The 23,254-nt window shown below is 44.0% G+C and carries 13 protein-coding genes and 2 pseudogenes; 14 read left to right on the forward strand and 1 reads right to left on the reverse strand.

Annotation, left to right across the window (positions count from 1 at the left end):
* Positions 1-244: 244 nt before the first annotated feature.
* On the reverse strand, positions 245-412 hold the full coding sequence (locus tag LC653_RS36955; RefSeq protein WP_196526163.1) for a hypothetical protein: 168 nt from the start codon (positions 410-412) through the stop codon (positions 245-247).
* 345 nt (positions 413-757) lie between these two features.
* Between LC653_RS36955 and LC653_RS36960 the strand changes: the two genes are divergently transcribed.
* The 14 genes and pseudogenes from LC653_RS36960 to LC653_RS37025 form a co-directional block, all read left to right on the forward strand.
* A complete protein-coding gene (locus LC653_RS36960) occupies positions 758-1,072 on the forward strand; it encodes a helix-turn-helix domain-containing protein (RefSeq protein WP_196527024.1) in 315 nt (104 codons plus the stop codon).
* A 175-nt stretch (positions 1,073-1,247) separates the two neighbouring features.
* On the forward strand, positions 1,248-2,846 hold the full coding sequence (locus LC653_RS36965) for a hypothetical protein (RefSeq protein ID WP_229500139.1): 1,599 nt from the start codon (positions 1,248-1,250) through the stop codon (positions 2,844-2,846).
* Between the two features lie 104 nt (positions 2,847-2,950).
* Positions 2,951-4,105, forward strand: coding sequence for a hypothetical protein (locus tag LC653_RS36970; RefSeq protein ID WP_229500140.1), 1,155 nt, complete (start codon positions 2,951-2,953; stop codon positions 4,103-4,105).
* 420 nt (positions 4,106-4,525) lie between these two features.
* A pseudogene (locus LC653_RS36975) lies at positions 4,526-4,621 on the forward strand (IS5/IS1182 family transposase); the annotation flags it as partial.
* Between the two features lie 394 nt (positions 4,622-5,015).
* Complete coding sequence (locus LC653_RS36980; protein WP_229500142.1) at positions 5,016-13,472, forward strand: type I polyketide synthase; 8,457 nt, start codon at positions 5,016-5,018, stop codon at positions 13,470-13,472.
* 203 nt (positions 13,473-13,675) lie between these two features.
* Positions 13,676-14,740 carry a TauD/TfdA family dioxygenase gene (locus LC653_RS36985; protein WP_229500144.1) on the forward strand — a complete coding sequence of 355 codons (1,065 nt, stop codon included), beginning with the start codon at positions 13,676-13,678 and terminating at the stop codon, positions 14,738-14,740.
* 133 nt (positions 14,741-14,873) lie between these two features.
* Entirely contained in the window at positions 14,874-15,941 is a 1,068-nt protein-coding gene (locus LC653_RS36990; RefSeq protein WP_229500146.1) for a TauD/TfdA family dioxygenase, read from the forward strand.
* Positions 15,942-16,088: 147 nt separating this feature from the next.
* A complete protein-coding gene (locus LC653_RS36995) occupies positions 16,089-17,282 on the forward strand; it encodes an ABC exporter membrane fusion protein (RefSeq protein WP_229500149.1) in 1,194 nt (397 codons plus the stop codon).
* Positions 17,283-17,324: 42 nt separating this feature from the next.
* Positions 17,325-18,503, forward strand: coding sequence for an ABC transporter permease DevC (gene devC / locus LC653_RS37000; RefSeq protein ID WP_229500152.1), 1,179 nt, complete (start codon positions 17,325-17,327; stop codon positions 18,501-18,503).
* Positions 18,504-18,657: 154 nt separating this feature from the next.
* Positions 18,658-20,145 (forward strand): annotated as a pseudogene (locus LC653_RS37005) (hypothetical protein); the annotation flags it as partial.
* A 105-nt stretch (positions 20,146-20,250) separates the two neighbouring features.
* Positions 20,251-21,255 (forward strand): hypothetical protein, encoded by a 1,005-nt coding sequence (locus LC653_RS37010; protein ID WP_229500155.1) that lies wholly within the window; start codon positions 20,251-20,253, stop codon positions 21,253-21,255.
* Positions 21,255-21,611, forward strand: a complete 357-nt coding sequence (locus LC653_RS37015) for a hypothetical protein (protein WP_229500156.1) — start codon at positions 21,255-21,257, stop codon at positions 21,609-21,611. Before LC653_RS37010 ends, LC653_RS37015 begins: the two co-directional genes overlap by 1 nt.
* Positions 21,612-21,926: 315 nt before the next feature.
* On the forward strand, positions 21,927-22,688 hold the full coding sequence (locus LC653_RS37020; protein WP_229500158.1) for a DUF6748 domain-containing protein: 762 nt from the start codon (positions 21,927-21,929) through the stop codon (positions 22,686-22,688).
* Between the two features lie 347 nt (positions 22,689-23,035).
* The coding region (locus LC653_RS37025; protein WP_229500160.1) for a hypothetical protein at positions 23,036-23,254 on the forward strand (219 nt) is incomplete at its 3' end.

A 23,254-nucleotide genomic window follows, 5' to 3' on the forward strand; every position in this document is an offset into this window, starting at 1 on the left:
CCCCCTCCCAGAGGAAGTATTAATCTAACAAAGTAGCATCCAAGACTTGCTTGAGCCGTGTACTTGGAAACTTGTAAGCACGGTTCTTAGGGGGGAACGAGGCAGCAATGCCTCTGCCCTACCCGACAATAGGAATAAAGGCGATCGCAAACTTTCCAGGGTGGGCGGTCGCCTTTGTTATGTGTGCAAAGAACGTTGTGGTTCAGCACAACGCTCTCAAAAAGATTTGGCGTAGCCATCAAAGCTAGTTGCTAAGAGCGTTATCAAGACAGCAGACAGCAGGATCAGGGGATGTGTAAGGAAGTGCTGTGTTCGGAAGAGGACACTCTACTAAATTCAGCTTTGCTGTAAAATCTTTGATTTCTAGACGAATGGCACTAAATAACCAGTTTTTTAAGACTTGGTAGGTCATCGAGATCATCTTCGCTGGCTTGAGCATTACAAGTTTGGCTTCCGGCTGCTAGTCCCGGTGGCACTTGGTTTTGTGGTTAGTTGAATGAGTTTAAATCTGGGAGTAAGCACTTCTTTGTTTACTAGGAGGCTAGCGCTTGTTTCCTCCTTTATATTTACAATACTACGCGAGACGTAGGAAAAAGTCAAGCACTTAAAATGGTTTTTTCTACATTTAACGTAGTATTTTTATTTTTGAGCGTAGTTTTATTGATTTGTGACCATGTATAATAATGAGTATTCCAAGAGTCGATTTATCAAAGCAAGACGGGGATTAAACTAATGGAGGTGTCACATGGACAAGCGAATGATTGCTTGGAGGTTAAATGAAATAATGGCAAAAAAGCGTATTAGGAATAAAGACCTAGCAGCAGCTTTAGGGATTGACGAAAACTCTGTTCATCGATTGAGAAGAACAGATGAAATGCCTCGATTAACTGGGGAAAGACTTAATGGACTTTGCATTGCCCTTGAATGCCAACCTGGAGATTTAATTGTTTTTATCCCAGATGACGACACAGATACCACAGGAGAAGAACAACAAAAGGTTAAGCCAATCCCTGTAAGGGAATATCTAAAATCTAAAGCTGATAATTCCCAACCACAGGATATAGCAGCATAAAGCGATCGCTGCCGGTCAAAGCTATGCGATCGCTTGCTCAATCCGTTAACGACAAAGTGAGCTAATTATAATGCTGACATATTTTTGGAAAAACCTTCCAAATCAGCTGCTGGGTTCACTTTGGTTAAACTGCAACACCCCAACTTTCAAGCATTTACTATAGTGGGCAAGAGATATGCTGACACTAGAAAGAGAACAAACAACAGCCCTTGATTACAGCAACCTCAACACCAGCATCCAGGAAACCTTCACCGCTATCGACAGATTCGAGTGGCAAGCGGTAGATGAAATCCTCCAGATGCGGGAACAGCAGCTTTACCTGCAAGCTGGCTATAAAAACTTTGAAGAATACTGCCAGCGTGAATTATGCGCCTGGGGTGGATATCGGCGAATCAACCAACTGCTAGGAGCTAAAAAGGTCATAGACGCAGTTGGCGAGTTGGGGGGACACATCAAAAATGAGCGTCAGGCTCGTCCGTTACTTCGCTTAGTCAAGGAACCAGAGAAGCTAAAACAAGCTGTAGCGATCGCTCTCAAAGATAATCCTTCCCCTGGCGAATCAGACTTTGCGGCTGCTGCAAATATTGTGGTTCCTCAACTTCCACGCAAAAAGCAATCTATTCAGGAACCAATGGTTCCCAAAATTGAAGAACCAATGGTTCCTCAAAAAGCTATTGTCACAGTTTCACAACAGTCCCATCCAAGGTATGGAGAATCAGGAGTGATTGAGGCAGATGCGCCGAATCACTGGCAACAGATTGTGACTTTTCCTGATGGTGAGAGGCTGTTGATCAATAATGGGGATCTAAATGCTGCCAGTGTTCCATTCCCCAGAGAGCGCACTTACCCCGCAGAATATACGGAAGCGATCGCTGCTATCGAAGAACGCCATAAACAAGAGTTAGAGAGACTTTCCCAGGAATTGAGAATTGGTTTACAAGCAGAAGCTACTGGCAGAGCCGAAGCTCAATTACTTGAACAAATCCAATCCTTGCAGCAATTGTACAAGCAGCAGAGGGAGCAGAATATTCAGTTGCAACAACGCCTAGATGAGATGGAATCCCTACGGCAGTTGGAGACTGAAAACCAACAACTCCAGCAGCGCATTCAGGAACTAGAACACGCCGTACAAGAGCGCCCTTCTCAACAATGGGGAAATACCATGACCCAGCAAGCGACCAAAGCGTTGAACAAACAGGTAAAACAGGCGTTAGAGAAAACTATTGATTTGCGATCGCTGGCCCAAGAACCACCAAAAGAAAATGCCCAGGAATGTCTGCGGCTCATGGGTATGGCTTTGAAAAACTTAAGCGAAGCGATGAACAACACCCAAGCGCTGGAAGCCGCAGCGCTAATTTTAGGTAGTGAACCTACACCAGCTGCGATCGCATATCGAGCCGAACAATTACAGATGATACCCCAAGCGGTTAGTGAGATTAGGGTGATGCTAGGTAAACCTGGGTGTACGTGGCAGGAGTTTTGGAATGTTGCCCAAGAGTACGAGGTGATAAAAGCAGACTATTGGGCGGAATTGACCACCCAGGAAACAGAATTAATTACCGCACTGCAAAAGGGATCTACTGAACCGGACACAATCGGACTCGGTTCTATCGTTGCCCATGCCGATCCATACCGTACTTTGTATGTCGAGAGGGGGGAAGTAGTGCAGGACTTGGGCGAAGAGTTGGTGATTGCCTGGGATTGTTGGAAAGAGCAATCGAAAAAGACTGATAGGTATTTCCGAGATGAGTTGCGATTCTGGCAGCCTCAATAGGTTTTTAGTGTATCGGTGACTTTTGAGACAACCAAATACAATACCTTGCCCCGCATCACAGTAGGGGACATTTCCGTGCGTCAATATAAATAGGAGATTGTAAAATGACCGCAACTATTACAAGGCCCAAGCTCAAAAAGTCTGCTGTTAGCAAAAAGGAATCCCCATATAAAAGGCTTCATGTGATTATTCCAATTGAAGATATGCTGTGGGCTTCGCAGCAAAGACCCTCTGTGACGCAATTGTGGCAAGAATGCTGGACGGCTGATCCTTATGGTTCTCGGTGGATGCCTTTGACTTCTGCTTTGGGGTACAGTACTTTTATCTCTGCGAAGAAAATTCTCTCCGACAGTGGCCTGTTCATTTTTAAGCCCGACAAGTCGATTCAGGATGGCCGGGAGACAGTGAAGTGTATGGTGAAGAATTTACATGGCAGCCGGATGAAGGAGTTTTGGGACAAAGCTAATGCTGAAAATCAGCAACTAAATTCTGAAAAACGAGAACCAAATGCTGAGAATTCAGAGATAGATGCTGGCTCTGAAGAAATGGGTGCTTTTTTAGGAGAAAGTCAGTTAGAGCAAGGATTCCAGGAAACCTCACGAACTGCTCAGGAACACCTAACGAACTCTTCAAAAGAGTTCGTTAGGTGTGTCTCTGACACGCTAAATGAGATTTTGCACTGTGAGGAAACGGCGATCGCTCCCTTGGGGGTCGCGTCGCCTCAGTCTACTCAAAGCGTGTCAGAGAATGAAGTTGACTTGCCTACGGCAATGGACTGCACGACGCTGGCGCTTGTGGATGCTGTACAGGGTGAATCTGCTTCGTTGGCAGGAGAAAGTCAGGATTGTGGTGTTGAACTGAGGGACTGTCATGAAGGCACTTGTTCCGCCGCGCCCGTCGCTCAAAATAAAAAATCTTTAAATTCTGCGATCGCAGATCAACCACAGGGGCAAGTAGAACAGGGTTATTCTGCTTCCTTATCGGGAGAAAACCAAGTCTCTGGTGTTGAAGTGAAAGCGGATCATGAAGGCGAAGATTCCGCCGCGCCTATTGTAAATCCTGAAAAATGGTCACATGAGGCGATTGTAGCAAGGTCAAATATGCGACCGGAGCGTATACAGAAACTCAAGGTGGCGGCGAATTCGGGGCAGAATCCGGGCTTTGATTTTTTGCAAGAGTGTTGGAATGATGATCCGGCTTTGCAGATTGTGATTAAAAAACTATTGGCGAAGTTTCCGCAGTGGGGGATGGGGTGTTAGTTGATTGGGAGGAGTAGCAACAAGCGAATAATTGTATATTTAGCTACAGTATCGCTTATTCGGTAAGGGACTTCCAAAGAATAAATTAATCAACAAAAACCAAGAATCCACGCTTAAACAATAATGATAATCATTATTGTCATTGGTGATTTTATTCCTTGGAAGTCCCTTAAAGTAGGAAAAGTGGGTTTAGTAGGATCTTTTCTACTAACCCTTGACTATCCTGTTAATAAGCTGTAAATTGTTGCTTATTAAATAATGAATATTAAATTATACAAGTCATCTCCAATTTCCTTTTTCCTAATTCGCAATTACAGATGTAAACTATGAAGCAACTTAATTTATAAAATATATTGTGGGCTGCTCAACAAAATAATTAAGTGGTTTTCTTAGAGGATGTCTGAAAAGTAAGAAAGCCCATTTGTTGTCTTACCCAAACGCTAGCTTGTTGAGAGGACTTTTGGTTGGTTTAACTGGTGTCGGCGATTAAGTAAAGATTATAAAATTTTACCATAAACAACAGAAACCTTTGTTTACATTGCAATGATTCGTCTGATGCTCAAACAACTTGCGTGATTAATATCACCCATTAAAAACTTTTCAGATATCCTGTTAACGTTTCAATTTATTTTATTAACTGTCATTGTATATGTTTAAAACAAATCACAGTATTAATTTAGTGGAAACAGCAACGATGATATCTATTAATAACGTACATTGTTTCTTGATTTTATCTGAATAACTTCGTTTTGAATATGATTATATAAATTGGCGTTCACATGCAAATATAAATTTGTTTCTCATGTCGATGCCCGTTCTTACGAATATAGGTGAGATGCACAATGAGGACAGTTCATCACTTAATTATGCAACACCAGAATTAAATTATTCTTTTAAGAAGAAATCTATTATGACTCATAATGTGCCAAATCTTAAGCCGCAAACTTCAAAACAAACTAGCGATTTTGAAAGTACATACAATGGTAAAGGATCAGAACCTATAGCCATTATCGGTATAGGCTGCCGTTTTCCAGGCAGTGCTAATAGCCCAGAAGCTTTCTGGAAATTGCTGGTTTCAGGCGTAGATGCTATTACCGAAGTGCCAGAGTCACGCTGGAATGTAAATAAATTTTACGATTCAGATATAACAAAACCAGGCAAAATGCGAACCCGCTGGGGTGGCTTTGTAGATAAAATAGACTTTTTTGATGCTCAATTTTTCGGGATTTCTCCCCGCGAAGCCTCACGCATAGACCCACAGCAACGAGTGATGCTAGAGGTAGCCTGGGAAGCGCTGGAAGATGGGGGGCAGATGAGCGAACGCCTTGCTGACTCCAAGACAGGGGTGTTTATTGGAATATCAGGTAGCGATTACCAAAATATCCAAGGGAGCGATCGCGAGTCCATTAACGCTTACACAAATTTGGGTGGTGTTAACTGTATCACAGCTAACCGCATTTCCTACGTATTTGGCCTTAAAGGGCCAAGTATGACTGTTGACACAGCCTGCTCTTCATCGCTGGTTGCAGTTCATCTTGCGTGTCAAAGTATCTGGAATGGAGAATCTACGCTGGCAATAGCAGGAGGCGTGAATGCGATACTCAGACCAGAAGCAACCATAGGATTTTCTAAAGCATCAATGCTCTCTCCCGATGGGCGTTGCTTTAGCTTTGATGCACGAGCCAATGGTTATGTCCGGGCTGAGGGAGCCGGTATTGTTGTCTTGAAGCCTTTATCTCAAGCCATAGCAGATAGAGACCCGATTTATGCTGTCATTCTCAGCAGCGCAGTCAACCAGGATGGTCAAACTAATGGCATCACGGTTCCTAACGGACAGTCTCAAGAAGCAGCACTCCAGGAAGCCTGCCAGAAGGCAAGGATATCGCCACAGCAGATACAGTATATTGAGGCTCACGGCACAGGCACACCTGTAGGCGATCCGATAGAAGCGATCGCTCTGGGAAACGTACTGGGTAAAAATCGGACTCTGGGAGAGTACTGCACAGTTGGTTCAGTTAAAACCAACATTGGACATTTGGAAACAGCATCAGGAATTGCTGGACTCATCAAAGTCGCACTGGCTCTTAAGCACCGCCAGATTCCGCCAAATCTCCATTTTCAGACACCGAATCCCAAAATTCCTTTTGAGGAATTGGGGTTGCGGGTGCCTACTACCCTTGAGCCTTGGTCAAACTCAAAAGAAGCGCGACTAGCTGGTGTAAATTCCTTCGGATTTGGGGGAACGAATGCCCATGTGCTTTTGTCAGGATTAGCAACGGATGTAACGGATATAGGCGATTCAGAGCGCGGTTCTCTTCCCGTGCTATTGCCCCTATCGGCAAAGAGTCCGGAGGCACTTGTGGCTATTGCGCGAGCAACCCATGAGTTTTTAACCGCTCTTTCTGAGGGCGCTGATGTTTCATTGACAGACATCTGCCACACTGCCAGCAATCGCCGAGGTCATCACGACCATAGGTTGGCACTGGTGACTCATACCAAAGAAAATCTGGTAGAAAATCTGGAAGCATTTCTGGCGGGAGAAAACCGTCCAGGTCTGTCTTCTGGTCACCTAGTTCCAGACTTTCAACCCAAGCTGGCTTTCGTTTTTTCTGGCATGGGATCGCAATGGTGGGCGATGGGGCGTCAGGTGTTGGAGTCAGAACCCATATTCCGAGAAGTCATCGAACAGTGTGACGAGTTGCTGCGGCAATATGCTGATTGGTCATTGTTGTCAGAACTGAGAGCATCAGAAGAGACGAGCCGCATCAACTCTACCCAAATCGCTCAGTGTTCCATCTTTGCCGTGCAAATAGCTCTAGCCGCCTTGTGGCGTTCCTGGGGCATCACACCCCAAGCAATCGTAGGTCACAGTGTTGGTGAAGTTGCAGCCGCCCACGTTGCCGGAGCTTTGAGCTTGTCAGATGCTCTACAGGTCATCTTCCATCGCAGCCGCGTTCAAGCCTCGGCAGCGGGCTTTGGGAAAATGCTAGCCGTCGGGCTGTCTCAAGAGGAAGCCGAGCGCGTATTAGCAGGATTAAAATACGAAAGTTGCGTTTCTATTGCAGCCGTTAACAGTCCCAGTGCCGTCACCCTGGCTGGGGATAGCGCCGCCTTGTCAGAAATTGCCAAATCTTTGGAACAAAAACAAATTTTCTGTCGCTTCCTGCAAGTTGAGGTGCCTTATCACAGCCCCTTTATGGAGCCATTAAAGGCAGAACTGGCACAATCATTGCAAGAAATCAAGCCTCAAACAGCCACAATTCCCTTGTTCTCTACCGTTACGAGCAAGCAAGTAGAAGGTTCAGAGTTGGATGGAACCTACTGGGGGCTAAACATGAGGGAGCCGGTTCTTTTTGCAGCAGCGATCTCTTCCCTGATTCAAGCTGGTTATAACACCTTCCTCGAAATCAGCGCTCATCCAGTTCTCACTAATTCAATCTCCGAATGTCTCGCTTTAGCTAAGATATCTGGAACAGTGCTTCAAACCCTGCGGCGCTTTGAACCGGAACGCGCTACGATGCTCTCGTCATTTGGCAAGCTCTACACGCTAGGATACCCAATTGATTGGCATCATCTCTATCCACAGCAAGGGCGTTTCGTGCGTTTGCCTTCTTATCCCTGGCAGCGAGAGCGTTGTTGGCACGAGTCTGAAGAATCTATGGGAGTGCGAATTGGAACAATCCCCCAGCGCTCAATGTTGGGGCAACAAGTCCACCCCCTTTTAGGAAGCCGTCTGAAATCAAGTCAACCAATGTGGGATGCAGAGATTGACAAGCATCGCCTCAGTTATCTTGATGACCATCGCGTCCAAGGAGCCGTGGTTTATCCGGGAGCAGCTTATGTGGAAATGGCTTTGGCAGCAGGATCGGAAATTTTCAAAGATGGCGCTTATATTGAGGAAATTGAATTTCAAAAAGCTCTCTTCTTACCAGAAAGTAGTGCGTCAATACTTCAGTTAAGTCTGGAGCCAAGCCAAACATTCTTCGAGATTAACAGCAATGTCAAAGGTAGCCAATCAGAGTGGGTTCGACACGCAACAGGTAAGCTAACTCGCGTTCAAAATCACTTTGTATCTAAGCAGGTTGTACTGGATGAAATTAAGAGCCGTTGTCCCAACGAAATTTTGAAGAGCGATTTATATCGGCAATTCCAGGAAATAGGACTCGAATATGGTGCTTGTTTTCAAGGAATAGCGCAGCTTTGGAGCGGTGAAGGCGAAGCGCTGGCTAAAATTCAGGTCAGTAATGCTTTACAGACAGAAGTCGAGGAATACCAGTTACACCCAGCTATCCTTGATGCTTGTTTTCAGGTGTCCCTGGCCACTGTCTGTGTTCAAGTAACTTACTTACCAGTACAGATAGACCAAGTAAGAGTTTACGGTCGTCCAAAGCTGCAAATGTGGAGCTATGCCCGTGTGAGCGAGCAAAGCGCTACCCGTGTCAAAGGAGATATGCAACTAATCGATGATGCGGGAAACGTACTGGTAGAAATTCTCGGATTTGTCTGCCAGTCCCTGGAGAGCAAGCAGGAAAGTTTAGAGAAAGCAGATTACCTTTACGAATACCAATGGGAGATGAAGGCACGTCCTACTCAAGAGTTAGTTCGCCTCACCCCTGATTATCTGCCCTTCCCAATGCAAATCGCTCAGAATCTCCAATCTGAAGCAGCTCAATTGAGCGTGCAATTAGGAAGGAAGCAGTACTACTCGCAGGTAAAGCCACAAATGGATGCTTTATGTGCTGTTTACATTCTCAAAGCTTTCGAGCAACTCGGGTGGAAGCCGAAATTGCATACTCGTATAAGTGTGGAAACTCTTGCCCAGCAATTAGGCGTACTGTCTGTGCATCTACGTCTTTTAAGGCGGTTGTTAGAAATCCTAGCTGAAGATGGCGTGCTGCATCAAGTAGATGACCAGTGGGAGGTCTGCCGCCTACCAGAAATGAAGCAACCTATTGAGGTTTGGAAAGCACTTTTAGCAGAATTTCCTGCTTACCAAGCGGAACTGACGTTGTTAGGGCGGTGCGGTCAGAAGCTGGCTTCGGTAATGATTGGGGAGGCCGATCCGCTGCAATTGATTTTCCCTAAAGGTTCTGTGACAACATCTGAGCATCTGTACCAAGATTCACCTAGTTATCGGATCTATAACCTGCTGGTTGAGAAAGCGATCGCTATGGCGCTGTTGCGTTTACCAGAAGGACGAACAGTGCGGATTTTAGAAATTGGTGCAGGTACAGGCTCAATGACATCCTACGTGCTGCCAAAGCTGATGCCACATCGGACGGAATATGTATTTACTGACATTTCTCGACAATTTACAATTTCTGCCGAACAAAAGTTTCGCGATTATTCCTTCGTTGAGTACCAAATTTTAGATATTGAGGCCGATGTCATAGCGCAAGGCTTCCAGCCCCATTCTTTTGACCTGATTTTAGCATCGGACGCACTGCACGCCACCAGTGACCTTCGTCAGACCTTGGAAAATGTTAAACAGCTTCTTGCATCTGGGGGTTTGCTGGTTTTGCTCGAACTAACAGCCGGTGACTATTGGCAGGATTTAGTATTTGGATTGCTCAAGGGCTGGTGGTCATTTACTGATGTCCAACTACGGCGATCGCACCCTTGGCTTTGTGAGACTCAGTGGCGTTCTTTGCTAAAAGATGTCGGGTTTGCGGAAGTTGCTAGCATTGCAGATACACCACTAGAAACAGATAAGTCTCTCCAAACCGTTATTCTGGCTACTAGTCCTTTGCTTGAGCCAGAAGTTCAGCCCTCATCAGTGATTCCTCTAAAGCCTGAAAATTCAGGAACTTGGTTAATTTTTGCTGACAATTCTGGAGTCGGGCAACAGCTAGCAGAACAACTCAAACAACACCAACAAATCCCAATTCTGATAAAACCTGGAACTGTTTTCTGGCGCCTTGATGCAGATAGCTTCCAAATTCGCCCGGAATACGCAGAAGATATGCAGCAACTCCTAGAAGCTGTTGATGCAAATCAGCCCGCCTGTCGTGGCGTAGTTTATCTCTGGAGTCTAGACACACCTCCAAGTGAGAAAATGACAGCAGCTACCCTAGAATCAACTTTAACAAACAGCTGTTTGGGCGGACTGCATTTGCTTGGGGCGTTGGCTAAAGTCAATTGGCAGCACTCTCCCCGTCTATTTTTGGTGACGAACTCTACCCAGACAGTAGGAGGTTTAAAATCCCTCTCGGTTGCCCAATCTCCTTTGTGGGGTTTGGGCCGAGTCATTAACAATGAACATCCCAATCTTCGCTGCACTCGCGTGGATTTGAGTCCTGTTATTGCCCCAGAGGAGATTCAGTCTCTCATAGAAGAGTTGCTGGCAGACGATAAAGAAGATGAAATCGCCTTGCGGGGTAAGGATCGCTATGTAAATCGGTTAAGGAGGCTATCATCAGCAGATTTGATTCAAAAATCAAAATCTCTGGCACAAAATCGAGAACCCTTCCGTTTAGAAATCTCTGCACCAGGAGTGTTGGATAACTTGCAACTGCGGGCGATGGCGCTCTCAAAACCGGGGCTGGGAGAGGTGGAAATTCAGGTTTGCGCCACAGGTTTGAACTTCAAGGATGTTGCCAAGACAATAAATTTGTTAAATGATGCTAGTTTGGAGGGGACTTTCTCCGGGCGATCGCTTGGTATAGAATGTGCCGGAATCATTACCGCCATTGGCTCTGGCGTTGAAGGGTTTAAGATAGGTGATGAAGTTATTGCTTGTGCGTCTCACAGCTTTAGTACGCATACAACGACAGATGCCCGCGCTGTAGTGCATAAGCCGGCGCATCTTAGTTTTGAAGAAGCCGCCACAATCCCTGTGACTTTTCTGACTGCTTACTACGCCTTGCACTATTTGGGAAGGCTGCGTCAGGGTGAGCGGGTTCTCATCCATGCAGCAGCAGGTGGTGTGGGTCTTGCTGCCATCCAAATTGCTCAGACAGTGGGTGCAGAGATTTTCGCGACGGCAGGTAGTCCAGAAAAACGGGAATTTTTGCGATCGCTTGGCGTAGAACATGTAATGGATTCTCGCTCCACCGCATTTGCCTCGGAGGTGATGGAAATCACTGGCGGTAAAGGTGTAGATATTGTCCTCAACTCTTTGGCAGGAGAGGCTATCCCTAAGAGCCTCTCTGTGCTGGGAGCCTATGGACGTTTTATAGAAATCGGGAAGCGCGATATCGAGCAGAACAATAAGCTGGGTCTGCGACCTTTTCAAAATAATTTGTCCTTCTTTGCGGTAGATTTGGACAAGCTGTTAAGCGATCGCCCTGATTTTGCTGGCTCCTTATTCCGTGAAGTCATAGAATATTTTGAGGCAAAAACCTTTCACCCGCTTCCCCACAGAGTCTTCCCAATATCGAGGGTAGTAAGCGCCTTCCGCTACATGGCGCAAGCCAAGCACATCGGCAAGATTGTCATATCGTTGCAAGAGCCAGATGTAAAGGTAGTTCCCTCATCTCAAGAAACAGTCACTTTTCGCCCTGATGGAACTTACTTAATTACTGGTGGACTAGGTGGGTTTGGTTTAGCAGTGGCTCAGTGGTTGGTGAAAGGGGGGGCGCGGCACTTAGTACTGATGGGTCGTAGTGGTGCTGACTCGTCAGCAGCAAAGGAAGCGGTAAAAACATTGGAGTCAGCAGATGTTTGTGTGGTAGTCGCTAAAGCAGACGTGTCACACGAGGAGGAAGTGAAGAGTGTTCTGGCAAACATTAGCCAGTCTATGCCAGCGTTGCGAGGCATTATTCATGCAGCAATGGTTCTGGACGATGCTCTCCTGCTCGACCTCAACCAGGAACGGTTAGCAAAAGCGATCGCACCCAAGGTCATTGGAGCTTGGAACTTACACACCCATACCTTGAACGCAACCTTAGATTTCTTCGTGTCATTTTCCTCGGTTACTTCCATTATTGGAAATGCAGGACAGGGGAATTATGTGGCCGCTAATACTTTTCTTGATACGCTGGCACATCACCGCCGCGCTTTAGGACTGCCAGCCTTGACCGTCAACTGGGGTGCGATTGCTGATGTTGGTTATGTCGCTGATAACACTGTAATAGGTCAGTATTTAGACCAGATGGGAATGAAAGGTTTGCGATCGCACCAAGCAGTACAGATATTAGGACAATTACTCCGTTTTGAGGCAGTGCAGACAGGGGTAGCACCTTTTAACTGGCAACGGTTGAGCGAGATTTACCCAGCTGGCGCATCAGCGCGATTTTCTCAGCTAGTCAACGAAGCAGCTGTTCTAGCAAAGGCGGACAGGCCCAATAGCAAAGGAGATTTGCTCTTAGGCGACCTGATGACAGCCCAACCAACAGAGCGTTTGCAAATTTTGGAATCTCACCTGCGAGAACTCGTAGCTCGGGTATTGGGAACTTCTCCTGCTAAATTGGATAGTCAAAAATCGCTGACCAATCTGGGACTTGACTCCTTAATGGGAGTAGAACTGAGTAACCGAATAGAGAGCGTTTTGGGTGTGAGTGTACCCACAATGAAACTCATGCAGGGCCCAAGTATTTCGCAACTAGCAGTGGAGCTAGTTGAGCAACTGATGGGAACTTCCCAGACACAATTACCTTCTTCAGTGATCGCAGTTCCAACCGATTGGCTTGTTTTCCCCAAACCAAATCCGGATGCCTGCTTGCGTCTGTTCTGCTTCCCATACCTTGGAGGCAGTTCCTCAGAATTTCTTCCTTGGTCAGATTGCTTACCGTCAAGTGTAGAAGTTTGTGCCGTTAAGCTTCCCGGAGGTAAAGACTTTTTGGGCGAACAGTCATTCGACGAGCTAACCTCTATTGTAGAAACCTTGGTACAAGTTCTGCTTCCTTATCTAGACAAACCATTCGCTTTTTATGGTCACAGTCTAGGGGCATTGGTAAGCTTTGAACTCGCCCGTCAGTTGCGCCGCGAAAATAGTAAAACTCCTGCTCACTTGTTCGTTGGTGCTTCACAAGCTCCTCAGATACCCTATTTACATCCTTCTGTTGAGAAGCTCCCTGAATTCGAGTCAGTTAAAGGAGTATCTATCAACGATTTACCCCAATTGTATCGGGACAATACAGAACTGGTGGGATTGTTACCACTGATTTTAAAGGAAGTAACTTTGTTGGCTGAAAGATACAGCTACACAGAGGAAGAGCCACTAAATTGTCCTATTTCTGTGTTTGGAGGGATTCAAGACAAGGTGATAACTGAAGATTTACTTTCGGCTTGGCGCGAACAAACTCGCAGCAACTTTAAGCTGCAAATGTTAAGCGGCAATCATTTATTCTTGCACAGCGATCAACAGCTGCTTTTGCAAGCAATATCTGAGGAGCTATCATCACTTCTTTGTTTGTCAATTAGTTGACACAAGACTCTTTCTAAAAAGAGTTATAGGAGAACAGTACACTAGTACAAAAAGGCAGGCAGCAGAAGAAATATTGGTTTTAAAATCAGCTTTTTACCCTTTTTCAACTTTCCAACTAGTGGAAAATTTCTGCCCCACTGCACTAGTTTTTTCCCTTACATTTTTGGAATAAAGATTACCTTGTAAAAACCCAAAATATACACATGACAACCATTACTATTCCATTCCAACTAAATTTTGAAGAGATTGGCGAGCATTTCTTAAACAAAGATGCTGTCAACCAAATCAACTCAATATTTGCAAAGCATGGAGCCGTTTTACTGCGGGGTTTTCCGTTAAAAACTGCTGAAGATTTTGCAGATGTCGCAGCACAGATGATCACTACCCCAACGGATTACATGGGTGGCACTATAGCTCGCAAGCCAATAAAAGGCTTAGTATACAATTCAAGTGAATTTCCTCCAGCAATCACCTTTCCTATTCATAATGAAATGGGATATACTGATAACCCTCCTGAGCGAATACTTTTTTTCTGTTTAGAAAAAGCAGAGGTAGGGGGACAGACACCAATCTGCGACTGTCGGGGTGTTTTGCAACGGCTACCAAATCAACTTGTGGATGCCATACGTACTCACGGCGTTCACTATATCCGACGCTTACCGAAAGAAAGTGCAAGTTACTTAAAAGGTTGGAGTCAAGCTTTTAAAACTGAAGATACCCGTATTGCCGAAGAAAGGTGCAAGGCAATGGATTTTAACTGTACTTGGGAAGGCGATATCATGGTGATTACTAACACTGTAGAAGGTATTCGTCGCCATCCACACACAGGGGAAGAACTTTGGGTTAATCAAATTTCTAGCTATCACTCCTCAAGACATGAACACTCACTGCGGATTACACCACAGGAATTTCTTGGTGATTTAGTAGCATCTGTCAATTCAGATAAAATGGAAGCATCTCCAATCCTTAGGTTTATAGCGAGGGCTTCTAGCCCATTACTACTAAAATTAGGGAGCAAGATGCTTCCAGTACTTTTATTTTTCCAAAAGTGGTATGCTCCCGGTAATATTTATTGGAATTGTACCCTTGGCAATGGTATTCCTTTTACACGCAAAGATATTGAAGCAATATGGGATGCTGTAATTGCTGAAACTATAGTCTTCAACTGGCAGCAAGGAGATGTTTTGCTTCTTGATAACTTCCGATTCGGACATGGACGCAAGCCGTTTCGAGGTAAGCGGCAAGTTCTTGTAAGTTTAGGTTCTTAAGTCATGGGGTAATAAGTAGTATTAGCAGTAATGGTTTTTGTGAACTTGTAGAAAATTTCTGCCAGACTGAGCTAATTCCTTTTCTTACATCTTTGGAATAAAAGATTACCTTGTAAAAACCACAAATATACACATGACAACTACTACTATTCCATTCCAAGTAAATTTTGAAGAGATTGGCAAGGATTTCTTAAACAAAGATGCTGTCAGTCAAATCAACTCAATATTTGCAGAGCATGGAGCCGTTTTACTGCGGGGTTTTCCGTTGAAAACTGCTGAAGATTTTGCAGATGTCGCAGCACATTTAATCACTACCCCAATGGATTTTATGGGTGCCACTGTAGTTCGCAAGCGAGTGAAAGACTTATTAATATACACTGCAAGTGAACTCCCTCCAGCAGTCAGCCTTCCTATTCACAATGAAGTTGCGGGCTCTCATAAGTTTCCTGAACGAATACTTTTTTTCTGTTTAGAACCAGCAGAGGTAGGGGGACAGACACCAATCTGCGACTGTCGGGGTGTTTTGCAACGGCTACCAAATCAACTTATGGATGCCATACGTACTCACGGTCTTCGCTATATCCGACGCTTACCGAAAGAAAGTGATGATTACATAATGGGTTGGAGTCAAGCTTTCGAAACTGAAAATCCTAGTATTGCCGAAGAAAGATGCAAGGCAGGGGGTTGGAACTGTACTTGGGAAGGCGATATCATGGTGATCATTAGCAACGTAGAGGGTATTCGTCGCCATCCACACACAGGGGAAGAGGTTTGGTTTAATCTAATTATTGGCTTTCACTCCTCAAGAAATGAACACATATTACGCATTACACCACCGGAATTTTTGGGTGATTTAGTATTATCTGTTAATTCCGAGAAAAAGAGAGGATCTTCAGTCCTTAAGCTTATAGTTGGAGTTTTTAGCCCATTACTACTAAGATTAGGCAGCAAGATACTGCCAGTACTTCTATTTTTGGAAAAGTTGAATAGTACTGGGAAGATTTTTATAGATTGTACCCTTGGCAATGGTACTCCTTTTACACGCAAGGATATTGAAGCAATATGGGATGCTGTCATCGCTGAAACTATAGTCGTTAACTGGCAGCAAGGAGATATTTTGTTTCTTGATAACTTACGATTTGGACATGGACGCAGGCCGTTTCGAGGTAAGCGGCAACTTCTTGTCAGTTTAGGTTCTTAAGTCATGGGGTAATGGGTAATGTTCAGAGTAATGGGTTGTGTTGAAAAAAACTAGGACTAGTTAGTGGTATTTTGAGGATTAATGCTTATAGAGACATTTATAAGCCCGGTTGCACCCGCATTAGCGTAGTAAGATTGGGACAAAAATATGGCAGCAGACACAGAAAGCCGATTACTTGAAAAATCTTCAGGTCGATGGCGAATAATTTCGGCAGCTTTCATCGCATTAGCCATAGGAGTCTCATCTGTCTACATTTTTTCACGATTTCGGTCTAATATTCAGACTTACCCATTAAAATCCCATAAGGCAGCTCCTGTCATAGTTGCGATTACTGCCCTGGGACATCTAGAGCCTCAAGGCGAAGTAACTCAATTATCTGCCCCCAGTTCCTCAGGTAACCGAGTAGAAAAACTGCTGGTCAAAGAAGGAAGCAGAGTTCGGGCAGGGCAAATAGTGGCATTCCTCCAAGATTATGCTAAAGCGACAGCGGCACTGCAACAGGCACAAGACAAAGTTAAAGTTGCTAGAGCTAGATTAGCGCAGGTTAAAGCCGGAGCAAAATCGGCAGATATTGAGGCTCAAAAAGCAGTAGTGACCCGTTTAGAAACTCAATTAAAAGGAGAAGTTACCACTCAACAAGTAACAATTGCCCGCTTACAAGCTCAATTCAACAACGCTCAAACCGAGAATAATCGTTATCAGCAGTTATATACAGAAGGTGCTATTTCAGCTTCTATTGCAGATAGCAAGCATTTAGAACTTCAGACAGTACAACAACAATTCACAGAAGCTAAAGAAAACTTAAACAAGAGTATGAATACTCTTAACGACCAGATAAAAGAGGCAAAAGCCAGGTTGGTAAGTCTTAGCGAAGTGCGTGATGTAGATGTTCAGGTGGTACAAGCCGAAGTCGAAAGTGCCATGACTGCAATTACACAAGCAAAAGTAGAACGAGATTTAACTTATGTTAAATCTCCTATAAATGGAAGAATTTTAAAAGTTCATACCAAAACAGGAGAAACGATTGGCAATTCAGGAATTGTTGATATAGGTGAAACGTCTCATATGTATGTCGTGGCGGAAGTTTATCAAACTGATATCAAAAAAGTGCGTGTAGGTCAAAAAGCCAGCATCACCAGTACTACATTTACTGGAAAATTACGGGGAGTAGTGAGCGAGATTGGTTTACAAGTTAGCAAACAGAGTGTTTTAAGTCTTAATCCAGGGGTAGACACAGACCGGAGAGTAATTGAGGTGAAAATCCGCATAAATAATCCAGAGGACAATCAACAGGTTGCAAGTTTAACCAACTTACAAGTAGATGTAGCCATTCAAATATAATTGCCATCTTCAGGTTAGTTAAAATAATTACAACCGGGAATTATGAATTTTAAAATTCCTTTAGCTTGGCTACAACTAGCCCAAAACAAAGTTCGTTTTTTAGCAGCTGTGGCTGGGATTACTTTTATTGTAATTTTGATGTTTACACAACTTGGTTTCCAAGATGCTCTTTATTCAAGTGCTATCAGGGTACATCATAGTCTCCAAGGAGATTTATTTTTAGTTAGTTCTCAATATAAATCTTTAACTTCCAATCAAAGCTTTTCTCGTACTCGTTTATATCAAGCTTTAGGATTTAATGGTGTTAAGTCAATCAGTCCGATGTATTTGGGCTTTGCTAAATTCAAGAATCCAGTAAACGGGGAAAAATACTCCATATATCTGATTGGTGTTGAACCAGGGAGAATAGCTCTTAATTTACCAGAAATTGAGAGTAATTTAGATAAAATTAAAATTCCTGACATGGTTCTTTTTGACCAAAAATCTCGCTCGGAGTTCGGGCCAGTTGCTGAAAAATTTAAATCAGAAAATACTGAGCAAATAGTCGAAATATTTGCTTTTAACGCAGTTAAAGGTTATCGAGTTAAAATCGGTGGTTTATTCAGCTTGGGCCCTTCTTTTGGAGTAGATGGTAATTTAATTGTCAGTGACTCAACTTTCCTCAGAATATTTCAAAATAACCGAACTTCAGAAATGATAGATGTAGGTGTGATAATTCTTGATTCTGATGTCGAGCCACAAAAAGTTTCGACCAATCTACGAAACAATTTAGGTAATGATGTCTTAATATTTACCAAACAAGAGTTTCAAGACTTTGAGAAAAAGTATTGGGCTACAAGAACACCTATTGGTTTTATATTTAACCTTATGCTCGTAATGTGTTTTATTATTGGTATAGTCATTGTCTATCAAATTCTTTATAGTAATATTTCAACTCAAATAACAGCCTATGCTACTTTAAAAGCTATTGGATATACTAATAAATATTTACTAAATGTAGTATTTAAACAGGCTTTAATATTAGCAGTATTGGGTTATATTCCAGGTTTTATTATTTCTTCATATATTTACAGCTTCACAGCAACAACTACCAATTTACCAATGAGAATGAGCTTAAATAATATATTAATTATTTTAATCTCAACAGTTTTAATGTCTACAGTTTCCGGACTGTTAGCTATGAATAAACTACGCTCGGCAGATCCAGCAGATATTTTTTAGTTAAGGAAAATTTAGTTCTCTATCTTTCTCAATGTAGAAGTTCTTATCTTCTTGTCTTAAAACTAAAAACATTGAGTTCGGCAGTTGGGTTCAGAAGTGGAAGCAATAGTTATCGCAGCAGCTTGTGGTGTGGGTATGGTTAGCAGAGAATTGAGCTTCTACCGAATTACGACTGATGCGAGACAACCACTATTACTCTGATGGTGGACACGTCAGCTTTGAAGAAGATTGCGAGAACGAGTTGACCAAACACGGGGGATATCGCCGGGTCAGAGATTTGCTGTCTGCGAAGAAAGTAGTTGATACCCTGCTAGAGGAACTGAGGGTAAAAATCACTAAACCCTCTCAAACTCGCCCCCTGCTTCGTTTGGTCAAAACTCCTGACAAGTTACAGGAAGTCGTTGCGATCGCAGCCAAAGAAAAACCCTTCCCCACTGCCGCCGATTTTGCTCTTGCAGTTCAGAAGGTTGTTCCAAAAAATACGTTGCCCACTAGAACCAGTAGCACAAAACAAGAAAAAGTCAAAACGCAATTGTGTAATACTGTCACTGTTTCTTCCCTTTCACATCCTCGTTATGGGGATTCGGGAGTGATTGAAGCAGACGCACCGAATCATTGGCAACAGATTGTCACCTTTGCTGATGGCGAAAGGTTGCTGGTAAACAATGTTGATTTAGATGCTGCCAGCGTTCCCTTTCCCAGAGAGCAGACTTATCCACCAGAATATACTGAAGCAATTGCCCAAATTAAAGAACAGCATCAGCAAGAGTTAGAGCGACTTTCCCAGGAATTGAGAATTGGTTTACAAGCAGAAGCTACTGGCAGAGCCGAAGCTCAATTACTTGAACAAATCCAATCCTTGCAGCAATTGTACAAGCAGCAGAGGGAGCAGAATATTCAGTTGCAACAACGATTGGATGAGATGGAGGGGTTGAGAAAGTTAGAGATTGAGAATCAGCAACTCCAGCAACGTATCCAAGAATTAGAACACGCCGTAGAGCAACGCCCTTCTCAAGAATGGGGAAATACCATGACCCAGCAAGTGACCAAAGCTTTGAACAAGCAGGTGAAACAGGCGTTAGAGCAGACAATTGATTTGCGATCGCTAGCTCAAGAACCGCCCAAGGAAAATGCCCAGGAATGTCTGCGGCTCATGGGTATGGCGCTCAAAAACTTAGCCAGTGCCATGAACAACACCCAGGCGCTTGAAGCTGCTGCGATAATTCTCGGAAGCGAACCCACACCAATTGCGATCGCTTACCGAGCCGAACAACTGGAAATGCTGCCCCAGGCGGTGAGTGATATTCGGCAGGTACTTGCAAAACCTGGGTGTACTTGGCAGGACTATTGGGCAGTGGCGCAAGAGTATGAGGTAATCAAACAAGACTATTGGGCGGAATTAACTACCCACGAAACAGAGCTAATTACTGCTCTCCAGAACGCATCTTCTCAACCAGACACTATTGGCATTGGTTCTATTGTTGCTCACGCCGACCCTTACCGTACTTTGTATGTGGAACGAGGCGAAGTAGTAGGAGACTTGGGCGAAGAGTTGGTAGTGGCTTGGAATTGTTGGAAGGAACAATCAAAAAAGACTGACAGGTATTTCCGAGATGAGTTGCGATTCTGGCAGCCTCAATAGGCTTTCAGTGTACTGACGACTTTTTAGACAACCAAATACAAGTACCAAACCCTGCAATCACTGTAGGGAAAATTCGGTGCGTCAATATAAACAGGAGATTATAGAATGACCGCAACTATTACAAAGCCCAAGCTCAAAAAGGCTGCTAGAAAACCAGAGTCACCGTACAAGCGGCTTCATGTGATTATTCCGATTGAAGATATGCTTTGGGCTTCGCAGCAAAAACCCTCCGTTAATCAGCTATGGCAGGAGTGTTGGACGGCTGACCCCTACGGTTCTCGGTGGATGCCTTTGTCTACTGGAATGGGTTACAGTACTTTTATCTCTGCGAAGAAAATTCTCTCCGACAGTAGGCTATTCATTTTCAAACCCGACAAGTCCATAGAGGATGGCCGGGAGACAGTGAAGTGGATGGTGCAGAATTTGCACGGTAGCCGGATGAAGGAGTTCTGGGAGAAAGCCAGTGCTGAAAAACGAGAATCAAATGCTGGGGATTTAGAGAAAGATGCTGGCTGTGAAGAAATGCGTGCTTCGTATAAAGCATCTATCTTAGGTGAAAGTCAGTCAGACAAAGAGTTTCAGGAAAACTCACGAACTACTCAGGAACAGTTCACGAACTCTTCAAAAGAGTTCGTGAACTGTGTCTCTGACACGCTTAGAGAAAATTCGCGTGAGGAGGAGACGGCGATCGCTCCCTTGAGGGTCGCGTCGCCTCAGTCTGTTCAAAGCGTGGAAGAGTTGGAGAAAGACTCGCCTACGGCGAATGACTGTACATCGCTGCTGCTTGTGGATGATGCAGAGGGTGAATCTGCTTCGTTATTGGTTGAAAATCAAGATTGTGGTGTTGATCCGAGAGACTGTCATGGAGGTACTTGTTCTACCGCGCCCGTTGCTCAAAATGAAAAATCTTTAAATTCTGCAATGCCTGGGGCGGGCGTAGCCATCGCTAATCCAACTCAGGGGCAAGTAGAACAAAGTAATTCCGCTTCGTTGTTGGCTGAAAATTCAGTTTCGGGTGAAGGAGTCAAAGCGGTTCATGAAGGTACTTGTTCCATGAAGGTACTTGTTCCGCCGCGTCGCCTGCCCAAATTGAAAAATCTTCGATTTTAGTGATCGCAGATCAGAAAATAGAACCGAGTCGCCCCTCTGCTGAGTTGATGGCTGAAAACTCAGTTTCGGGTATAGCAGTCAAAGCAGATCATGAGGGTGAAAGTTCCGCCGCGCCCGTGCCACAATCTGAAAAATGGTCGCATGAGGCGATTGTAGCAAGGTCAAATATGCGACCGGAGCGGATGCAGAAACTCAAAGTGGCGGCGAATTTGGGGGAGAATCCGGGGTTTGAATACTTGCAGGAGTGCTGGGATGATGATCCTGCGTTGCGGATTGTGATCAAGAAGTTACTGGTGAAGTTTCCGCAGTGGGGTGTTGCGATTGTGGATGGGGTGCTGATGAAGTGGGATGAGTAATAAATTCGCCCGTCAACTAAAGCACATATTTCAGCAATCGTTTCCATTCTCAACGCCATGCTGTCTGTACGATTATTTCTTTCTGTATCCAACCTAGTGCCCATTAGTAGCAAGCAGTTCTGAATCCCCACTGGTTGCATTCGACGGATGTATTCACGATAGCTGAATTTTTCTTCAATCATTCTGAAAATTGTAACAATTCGCTAAAAAATCTACATAGATTATAGTGGTATAATTTTTTTGTATTTGCCAGCATTTTTCTCAACTCTTATTTTAACAAAAGTATTGAATCCTTAAATAAAATTTAAAACTCCCATGAACAAAATATCGCTTAACTACAATGCCTCAATTATTCCTCTATTAGGTGCAATAATAGTCACCAACGGATTTTTCTCCAAAGTATCGGCGCAAAATATTTCTGCTCCAGAGACTACTGATTCTGTTGCCGCCACTGTCAAAAATCAAGAGTTTCCCCAATGGGGATATTACACAGTGCGAAGAGATTTTCGCAGATGTGCTTCTCCAATATGCGGTGGATATTTTATAAAGCTTGTCAACTTGAAAGCTACTTCTTGCTTAGATGGTGTTTTTCGCTCCGAATGTTATGTGTCTGCAATTGATTGGAGTTCCCTGAAAGTCCCACCTTCCCAACTGGTAAAAATTCAAAATGATGATGGTAGCCGTGTGATTCTCAGAGGTAATATCGTTCCAGTAACATTTCCTCGATTCGGTGAGTTTGGGAATTTGAGAGTAAAAGAAGCTTTCTATGCCGCGACAAATGTCCCAGCAAAAGGTACTTTTGTGGCACTAAAAGACAATGGCATTCGTTGCATCACAACTCCTTGCTTCTCCACAGATAATCTGGTTCTAAATAAGCCGAAGATTTCTCAAGTTTCGTCAATCGATTTGAGTCAAATGAGTGCAACACAAAAACAACTTGACGCAGCAACAAGCGAAATTTTTGGTCAAGGTTTGATTGCTGTAGGTAAAATTGAGGTAGTAGAAAACGTAGATCCAACCAAGAGAGATACTAAGTTTGTGGCTACACAATTTTATTTGAGAGTGGAACCGAACTAAAGAAATAAGGTTATCTTTGCCACTGACTCATCCTAAAACTGTGCGATCGCCTACCTCAAAGAAGCGTTACGCACTTGGAAGGGAGTCAAGTCAACGGAATAAAATTAACACCTATGGGGAAATAAATACTAAAAATTCACCAAGACAAGAAAGCAAGGAAAAATATCACTTGACTTTTGAGTACCGCATTCAACATATATAAAAAACGGTATAGCAATTAACAATCTACCGTTTTTTCAACTCTTAAATCTGAAACTGGTTCTTCACAGCAATTATTTGAATATACAGATGTACGATGTTGCTACCCTCACCGCAACTATCACTTATCCCATGTAGAAGTCAAAGCAGTGAATGAGGGCGATCGCGCAGCATCTCGTAGAGGAGGTTCCGCCGCGCCCTTGCCAAATCCTGAAAAATGGTCACATGAGGCGATTGTTGCACTGACTTTTCCCGTTAAGTCTGTTTTGCAAGCTGCCAACCTTCACAGAGGTCGTGTAATTTTAACCAACCTCGCCACAGTACCTGGATACCAATTGGTGTTTTGCTTCGATGTTCTAGGTAGCCGC

It is taken from the genome of Nostoc mirabile CHAB5784, assembly GCF_020829645.1.
GTDB classification, from domain to species: domain Bacteria; phylum Cyanobacteriota; class Cyanobacteriia; order Cyanobacteriales; family Nostocaceae; genus Nostoc; species Nostoc mirabile.

Coding starts and splice junctions, on each gene's coding strand:
- LC653_RS36955 (WP_196526163.1), bottom strand. CDS start 412: ATGACCTACCAAGTCTTAAAAAACTGGTTATTTAGTGCCATTCGTCTA.
- LC653_RS36960 (WP_196527024.1), top strand. CDS start 758: ATGATTGCTTGGAGGTTAAATGAAATAATGGCAAAAAAGCGTATTAGG.
- LC653_RS36965 (WP_229500139.1), top strand. CDS start 1,248: ATGCTGACACTAGAAAGAGAACAAACAACAGCCCTTGATTACAGCAAC.
- LC653_RS36970 (WP_229500140.1), top strand. CDS start 2,951: ATGACCGCAACTATTACAAGGCCCAAGCTCAAAAAGTCTGCTGTTAGC.
- LC653_RS36980 (WP_229500142.1), top strand. CDS start 5,016: ATGACTCATAATGTGCCAAATCTTAAGCCGCAAACTTCAAAACAAACT.
- LC653_RS36985 (WP_229500144.1), top strand. CDS start 13,676: ATGACAACCATTACTATTCCATTCCAACTAAATTTTGAAGAGATTGGC.
- LC653_RS36990 (WP_229500146.1), top strand. CDS start 14,874: ATGACAACTACTACTATTCCATTCCAAGTAAATTTTGAAGAGATTGGC.
- LC653_RS36995 (WP_229500149.1), top strand. CDS start 16,089: ATGGCAGCAGACACAGAAAGCCGATTACTTGAAAAATCTTCAGGTCGA.
- devC (WP_229500152.1), top strand. CDS start 17,325: ATGAATTTTAAAATTCCTTTAGCTTGGCTACAACTAGCCCAAAACAAA.
- LC653_RS37010 (WP_229500155.1), top strand. CDS start 20,251: ATGACCGCAACTATTACAAAGCCCAAGCTCAAAAAGGCTGCTAGAAAA.
- LC653_RS37020 (WP_229500158.1), top strand. CDS start 21,927: ATGAACAAAATATCGCTTAACTACAATGCCTCAATTATTCCTCTATTA.